This window comes from Pampinifervens navoyensis (genome assembly GCF_046159715.1).
Classification (GTDB): domain Bacteria; phylum Aquificota; class Aquificia; order Aquificales; family Aquificaceae; genus Pampinifervens.
Genome location: NZ_JBJXCT010000008.1, coordinates 85,159 through 92,030, shown reverse-complemented (window position 1 = coordinate 92,030; position 6,872 = coordinate 85,159). Strand labels below are relative to the sequence as shown.

Genomic DNA, 6,872 nt, shown 5'->3' with positions numbered 1-6,872 from the left:
ACATGGCGGTAATTTCTTACAATCTCCATAGGCTCTGGAGTGCAGGGATGCTATAACTTGCAACTTGCGTTATAATATTCTTATGGTCGGCACGCTGCCACCGGAAGTGGTGATGAAACTCCAGGAAAAGCTCGGCAGAGAGGAAGCCCTTGAGTTTATAAAAGCCCTTGATGAAAGCCTGAAAGAACTCAGCCTTCAGAGAAAGATTGAGCTCAAAGAAGAACTCACAAAAGAGCTCGTCACAAAGGCTGACCTCAGAGAAGAGATAGCCAAACTCAGAGAAGAGATAGCAAGACTTGAGGGTCAGATTGCTGAAGTGAGGGCAGAAACATCCTCTATAAAGTCCGAAATAAAGAGGCTTGAAAGCTACATAAAGATAGTCATCGTCCTGTTTCTAATAGCCATAGCCCTGTACAGTCCGGTGTTCTTTGAGCTTGTAAAGATGCTTGTTAAAATCTAAGGCATGTTTTCCTTCAGAATAATAAAATCTGATGGCAGTGCAAGGCTTGGCGAGCTTATAACTCCTCGCGGGAAAATAGAAACGCCTGTCTTCATGCCCGTTGGCACACAGGGGACTGTAAAGGCGATACTTCACAAAGACCTTCTGGATATAGGCACTCAGATTATTCTGGGTAACACATACCACCTCTATCTCAGACCAGGTGTGGAGGTTATAAAAGAGGCGGGGGGGCTTCATGCCTTTATAGGGTGGGGCAGACCCATTCTCACTGACAGTGGGGGCTTTCAGGTCTTTTCCCTTTCAAAAGGGAGGGGTGATGGAAGGTCAAGGGTCAGAGTGAGCGACGAAGGCGTGGAGTTCAGAGACCATATTGCGGGTGACCTTCATTTTTTTACTCCTGAAAGGGTTGTAGAGATTCAGGAAGCCTTTGGCTCTGACATAATGATGCCGCTTGATGAGTGTGTGGAGCATCCCACCACCTACGCCTATGCAAAGGTTGCCCTTGAAAGGACAATAAACTGGCTTGACAGGAGTATAAGGGCCAAGAGGAGAGATGACCAGGTGCTCTTTGGAATAGTTCAGGGAGCCTTCTTTGAGGAATTGAGGGTGGAATCCGCCCTGAGAACTGTGGAAAGAGGCCTTTTGGGTTACGCCATAGGAGGGCTCTCTGTGGGTGAACCCAAAGAAGTCATGTATGCGATGACGGAGATAGTATGCCAGCACCTTCCTTGGGAAAAGCCCAGATATCTCATGGGAGTTGGTATGCCGGAGGATATAGTGGAGGCGGTTGCAAGGGGTGTGGACATGTTTGACTGCGTGGCGCCAACACGCATGGCGAGAACTGGGACGCTCTTTACTTCAACGGGTAAGATAAACATACGCAACGAGAGGTATAAAAAGGACTTTTCACCCCCAGACCCAGAGTGTGACTGCTACACCTGCAGAAACTTTACCAGAGCATACCTGAGACACCTTTTCAATGCAGAGGAAATATCAGCATACATACTCAACACCATACACAATCTCCGCTACTATCACAGGCTAATGGAGAAGGTAAGAAGGTCCATAAAGGAGGGCAGGTTTGAGGAATTCAGAAGTTCATGGCACAGGTCCTATAGCTTACAGGCCTGACTTTCTTGCAAAGAAAGTTCTTGTCCTTATGATGGTTTTCCTGCTTTCCTTTTCTACAGAAATGGAGAAGGAAAATATAAGATTGGCTCAGACATACTTTTACAGAGGATACATAGAATACGAACAGGGTAATTACGGGGATGCAATAGCGGAGTTCAGCAGGTCCTTTCTTATGGACAGGCAGGGATACTATGGTGAGCTCTCTTACCTTTACATTGGCATATCTTATGCTAAACTCTCCTACAGAAAGGGCAGAAGGGAAGGAATTCTCTCCGCCATAGCTTATCTCAACATGTATCCTTACTACTACAAGAAGCCCACCTACCTTTTCCTTCAGCGTGAGTTTATAGGCGATGCGTATATTTTCATGGGTTTTTACCCCAGGGCAAAAGATGTATTTTTGAGCCTCTACAGAGATACTGCCAGGGATGACTACCTGCTGAAGTTTCTTTACGCCGATTCCCTTTCTGGTGGCCAAAATAGCCAGCTTCTTAACAGGATAGACCCAGAGGCACTCGTAGAAAAAAAATACTTTTATCACCTCGTTAAGGGCTTCTATGCCTTTAACGCAGGCAACTACTCAGAAGCACTGAAGGAATTATCTGAAGCTCGCAACCTCAACAGGTATCTGGAAGAGGAGCCTGAGTTTCTATACAGGTATGCGGTAAGCAGTTTTATGAAGGAAAACTGGAGAAGTGCAATCTTTTACTTTGAACAGCTTGATAGAAAGGATATATACAGGAAATACTCTGACTCTGTCAATTACTATCTTGCTCTCATATACCTCTTAAACAGAAACTATGCGGATGCAAAGAAGAGGATTGAAAACCTCACAGAATCAAAGACTCTAAAAACAAGCCTTCTTCTCTCCCAGCTATGGCTTTTTCCAGAGTTTCTTGAAAAGTATGATAGAGATTTCAGGAACTACAGAAAGATTCTAAAGGACATAGCCTGGACTTATCTGAACAGCGTATACTCGATTCCAGCCTTTCTTGGCATATACTACTACTCTCTGAAGGAAGGAAAGTTAGAGGACAGAGACCTTTTAAGGTTGAAAAGGCTCACACTGCCTGGGGATATTGTCTTTGAGGACATTAGGGTGAAGTTAGAGCCCATGTTGTCCACTCTGCAGAGCCTTATGTCAGAGGTAAATCCCTATGGTAAGGAGGCAAACTTTCTGATAGAGCTATACGGCGTAAACCCTGAAAATTATGCTCTCCTCTTTGGATACGAGAAACTGGCAAGGGCTGTGGTTTACACGGGAGACCTGAAGCTCAGAGACATCCCTGCAAAGCTGGAGGAACCACTGAGAAGCTTTCTCCTGGGTCAGATTTTACTTCTTGAGGGGTCAGAGGAGGGACTGAAGATGGTTGAGTCCTCGCTTGGAAGGCTGACAGGTGAGGACAGGATGGAAGCTCTCTTTATAAAGGGCATATACAGGAAAGACATAAAACTTCTTGAGGAGTTTCTTTCTCAGGAGCTTTCAGAGAGGCTTGCACCCTACTCAGAGCCTGCCCTTCTGGAGCTGGGTGATTTTTACTACACAAGAGGGCAGTATGAAAGGGCAAAGCTTTACTATCGGAGATATCTGGAGAAAGCTCAGGAGGGAGACCTTTACTGGCTTGTTGCCTACAGACTTGCAAAAGCTGGTGAGTTGACAGGGGATGTGGAGACAATAAACTGGGTTGTAAAAAAGGCTGAGGGGAAAGATAATATTATAAGCAGGGTTATAATTATTTTCTGGGGGTGAAGAAGATGGATATTTTTAAGGGAGCGGACAAGGTGATACCTTTTCTGAACTATGCATGGAAAAGGCACAAGGTAATCCTCAGCAACATAGCCAACTCAGACACCCCCAACTACAGGACAAAGGATGTGGCTTTCAACCTTGAAGAGGGCGGCAATCTGAAAACCACACAACCACGCCATATAAAACCCGCGGCTTCTGGAGATTTTAAAGTCTTTGAAGTCAGGAAAAGGCTTGTGGGTAACGACCTGAACGATGTAAGCGTGGAGGAAGAAATGGCAAAGCTCAGCCAGAACAGGATAGCCTATGAGGTTTACATGCGTTTTGCTACAGGAAGCCTTGAAAAGCTGAACAATGTGATAAGGGAGGGAAGACAATGATGGACCTTTTCAGAACCTTTGATGTGTCCGCAAGTGGAATGCAGGCTCAGAGAATAAGGTTCAATACCGTTGCCAGCAACCTGGCTAACTTTGAATCCTACAGAATCACAGGTGAACCCTTTAGAAAGTTAGAGCCTGTCTTTGAAGCGGTTGAAAGGGAAGAGGATATTCAAAAAGGGCGGGTGCCTGTGAGGATCAGGGAAATAAGGGAGTCTGATGAGCCCTTCAGGGTTGTCTTTGACCCCACAAACCCAAGAGCGGACGCAGAGGGATTTGTTAGGCTTCCCAATGTGGAGCTTGTTAAGGAGATGGCAGATATGATATCCGCCATGAGAAGCTACGAGGCGAACCTCAACGCCTTCAGGACTACAAGAGAGATTGCACAGAGGACGCTTGAGCTATGGAGATAAGAGCTGTAGATGGACTTTTAAAGCAGAGACTGAGCCCGCAGAGGGGTGAAAGGGGGGATTTTCTGCAGGAGCTTGGCAGGTTTGTTCAGTGGGTCAATAAAGAGCAGCAGAAGTCTGACAGCATAAGGGAAGCAGTCCTCAGGGGTGCTGAGATTCCACTCCATCAGATGGTTATAGAGTTTGAGAAGGCGAGAACTGCCCTTAACCTTCTTATTCAGGTCAGGAACAAGCTCCTTGAAGCCTTCCAGGAGCTAAACAGAATGCAGGTTTAAAATATGGCGGACATAAGGGAAACGTTAAACAACCTGAAGGACAGATTTACAGCACTCTCTACCGCCCAGAAAATAACCCTCATAGCTGTGCCAGTCCTCGTTCTGGGTGCTCTCATAGCCATAGCAACCCTCGCCACAAAGCCCAGCTATACTGTTCTCTATTCCGGTCTCTCTCAGGAAGACATGTCTGCAGTCATGGCTGAGCTTGATAAGGAGGGACTGAGTTATAAAGTGGGACAGGATGGAAGGAGCATACTGGTTCCAGAAAAGCAGGCAAGGGATATAAGGCTAAAGCTGGCGGCTAAGGGCATACCCAGCAAGGGGATAGTGGGGTATGAGGTCTTTGACAAAACGGGCATAGGAGTCTCAGATTTTCAGAATCAGGTAAACTTCAAGAGGGCTGTGGAGGGTGAGCTCTCAAGGACAATTCTGAGGATGGCGGGCATTGATGATGTGAGGGTAAGCATAGGCATGCCACAGAAGTCCATATTTCTAAGGGAGGAAGAAGAACCAACTGCAAGCGTCTTTATAAAGCTAAAGCCGGGTCATGAACTTACTCCAGAACAGGTAAAGGCAATAAGGAACCTTGTTTCTGCAAGCGTTCCGAGGTTAAAGCCCAAAAACGTGGTGGTGGTGGATGATAAGGGCAGGGACCTTACAGCCATGCTGGAGGATGCGGAGGACTTTGCAAGAGATAGAGAGTTGAGGCTCAGGACTGAGTTTGAAAGGAGGCTTGAGAGGGAGGTGCAGAGAGCTCTTGAAGAGGCTTTAGGCTTTGGTTCTGTAAAAGTTAAAGTCTCTGCAGACCTTGACTTTACAAAAAGAGAACAGAAAGAGGAAATTTACGACCCGGACATGACCGCTGTTGTCAGCCAGCAGAAGAAAAAGGAGAGAACCACCACCGGAGGGGTTGCAGGCGTCCCAGGTGCACAGGCAAACATACCACCAGGCACCGGTGCTGCAGCTGGGGCAGGTCAGGTGCTCACAGAGAGGAGCGAGACCATAACCAACTATGAGGTGAGTAAAAAGGAGGTTTACAGCGTTGACCCGCTTATAAAAGTCAGAAGGCTCAGCGTGGGAGTTCTTGTGGATTCAAACATAAAAAACCTTGACCTTGAAAAGGTTAAAAGAATAGTGTCTGCATCCGCGGGGATAGACCCTCAGAGGGGTGATGTGATAACCGTTGAAGCAATACCATTCCAGAAGCCACCCTTTGAAAAACCTGCACCGGATTACGAAGGGTATATAAAGCTCGGACTTCTTGCTCTTCTGGTAATTGTGATGAGTATAGTATCCCTGCTCATCTTGAGGAAAATCCTCAAGAAGAAGGAAGTTACCACGGTTCCTGCCCTGCCCGGAGTGCCAGCCCTTGAAGTTATAGAGGGTGCTGAGGAGATAAGAATGAAGGCGGAAAAGGTCGAAGCTGTGGAAGCGATTGTCAAAACTGCTAGGGAAGAACCAGAAAAGGTGGCAAAGATAATCAAAGGATGGTTAAGGAGTAAAGGTTAGATATGGCAGATGAGCTTCTCAGTCAGGAGGAAATAAACCTACTTCTCAAAACCCTTGGCAAGGAGGAGGAGAAAAAGGTTGAGGTAGAGGAGGAAAGGGTAAGACCCCTTGACCTTTCCCTTTTTGAACACATATCAGCCGGGAGAATCCCTGGTCTTGAGCTCATACTTGAAAGATGGATAAATGGACTGAGAAGGGGTCTTGCATCCCTGGTGGTCACCATCCCAAGCCTGTTTAAAGAAAGCCTGAGCACAACCAGGTTTGGAGAATTTACCACAAGACTACCAGTGCCCTGTGCCATAGGTCTTTTTAACATTGAACCCTTAAGGGGAACGTGCCTTCTGGCAATAGACCCCAAGCTAATATACATTGTGGTGAGCAGTGTATTTGGTGGTAGTGCAAAGCCTTACAAGATAGAGGGAAGGGATTTTACGCGTATAGAGACGAAACTGATTCAGAGGCTTCTGAACATATGCTACCAGGAGCTGGAGATAGCGTGGAGCACGATTATGGATGTGAAGATAAACCCTGTTGGCATAGAGACAAATCCAGCTCTTCTGACCATGTATCGTGCAAAGGAGAAGTTCATACTTCTGAAACTGGCAGTGGTGATAGAGGGCAACGAAGGACACATTCAGCTGGCAATACCGGAAAGTTCCATAGCACCTTACAGGGATATGTTAAAGGGGTCGGCAGATATAAAGAACAGAGAGCTTGAGGGAACCATTTTCAAAAGCTTTCAGAGAGTCCCATTAAGCATTGAAGTGGTCCTTGGAAGGGTAAACCTTAGCTTCAGGGAAGTGCTGGAACTGAAGGAAGGTGACCTGATAACCCTTGACAAACCTCTCAGGGAGGCTCTTGAGGTGAGAGTCCAGGGCAAGCCCAAGCTTCTGGCTTTTCTTGGTCAGCTCGGCAGCAAAAAGGCAATAAAGATATACGGACATCTTGAAAAGGAGGACTGAC

At 46.6% G+C, this 6,872-nt stretch carries 8 protein-coding genes; all 8 read left to right on the top strand.

The genetic code is table 11. The annotated features are described in order from the left end of the window. The first annotated feature begins 82 nt into the window (after positions 1-82). From ACKRDP_RS07310 to ACKRDP_RS07275, 8 genes are read left to right on the top strand one after another with little or no spacing between them, the layout of a single operon-like run. Positions 83-460 (top strand): hypothetical protein, encoded by a 378-nt coding sequence (locus tag ACKRDP_RS07310; protein ID WP_409154099.1) that lies wholly within the window; start codon positions 83-85, stop codon positions 458-460. Between the two features lie 3 nt (positions 461-463). Beyond that, positions 464-1,591, top strand: a complete 1,128-nt coding sequence (gene tgt, locus ACKRDP_RS07305) for a tRNA guanosine(34) transglycosylase Tgt (protein WP_409154098.1) — start codon at positions 464-466, stop codon at positions 1,589-1,591. Further along, the gene (locus ACKRDP_RS07300) at positions 1,542-3,341 is read left to right on the top strand and encodes a hypothetical protein (RefSeq protein WP_409154097.1); all 1,800 of its coding nucleotides are present in this window, start codon (positions 1,542-1,544) and stop codon (positions 3,339-3,341) included. Before tgt ends, ACKRDP_RS07300 begins: the two co-directional genes overlap by 50 nt. A gap of 5 nt (positions 3,342-3,346) precedes the next feature. After that, positions 3,347-3,718: a flagellar basal body rod protein FlgB gene (flgB, locus tag ACKRDP_RS07295; RefSeq protein ID WP_409154096.1), complete on the top strand. Its 372-nt coding sequence runs from the start codon at positions 3,347-3,349 to the stop codon at positions 3,716-3,718. Continuing rightward, positions 3,715-4,128, top strand: coding sequence for a flagellar basal body rod protein FlgC (gene flgC, locus ACKRDP_RS07290; RefSeq protein WP_409154095.1), 414 nt, complete (start codon positions 3,715-3,717; stop codon positions 4,126-4,128). The genes flgB and flgC overlap by 4 nt, the downstream gene beginning before the upstream one ends. Continuing rightward, positions 4,119-4,400, top strand: coding sequence for a flagellar hook-basal body complex protein FliE (gene fliE, locus ACKRDP_RS07285; RefSeq protein WP_409154094.1), 282 nt, complete (start codon positions 4,119-4,121; stop codon positions 4,398-4,400). Before flgC ends, fliE begins: the two co-directional genes overlap by 10 nt. Before the next feature lie 3 nt (positions 4,401-4,403). Further along, positions 4,404-5,909 (top strand): flagellar basal-body MS-ring/collar protein FliF, encoded by a 1,506-nt coding sequence (gene fliF / locus ACKRDP_RS07280; protein WP_409154093.1) that lies wholly within the window; start codon positions 4,404-4,406, stop codon positions 5,907-5,909. Positions 5,910-5,911: 2 nt separating this feature from the next. Beyond that, positions 5,912-6,871, top strand: a complete 960-nt coding sequence (locus tag ACKRDP_RS07275; RefSeq protein WP_409154092.1) for a flagellar motor switch protein FliM — start codon at positions 5,912-5,914, stop codon at positions 6,869-6,871. Position 6,872 lies beyond the last annotated feature (1 nt).

Excerpts from the sequence above, each read along its gene's own strand:
- ACKRDP_RS07310 (WP_409154099.1), top strand. The coding sequence starts at position 83 with ATGGTCGGCACGCTGCCACCGGAAGTGGTGATGAAACTCCAGGAAAAG.
- tgt (WP_409154098.1), top strand. The coding sequence starts at position 464 with ATGTTTTCCTTCAGAATAATAAAATCTGATGGCAGTGCAAGGCTTGGC.
- flgB (WP_409154096.1), top strand. The coding sequence starts at position 3,347 with ATGGATATTTTTAAGGGAGCGGACAAGGTGATACCTTTTCTGAACTAT.
- flgC (WP_409154095.1), top strand. The coding sequence starts at position 3,715 with ATGATGGACCTTTTCAGAACCTTTGATGTGTCCGCAAGTGGAATGCAG.
- fliE (WP_409154094.1), top strand. The coding sequence starts at position 4,119 with ATGGAGATAAGAGCTGTAGATGGACTTTTAAAGCAGAGACTGAGCCCG.
- fliF (WP_409154093.1), top strand. The coding sequence starts at position 4,404 with ATGGCGGACATAAGGGAAACGTTAAACAACCTGAAGGACAGATTTACA.
- ACKRDP_RS07275 (WP_409154092.1), top strand. The coding sequence starts at position 5,912 with ATGGCAGATGAGCTTCTCAGTCAGGAGGAAATAAACCTACTTCTCAAA.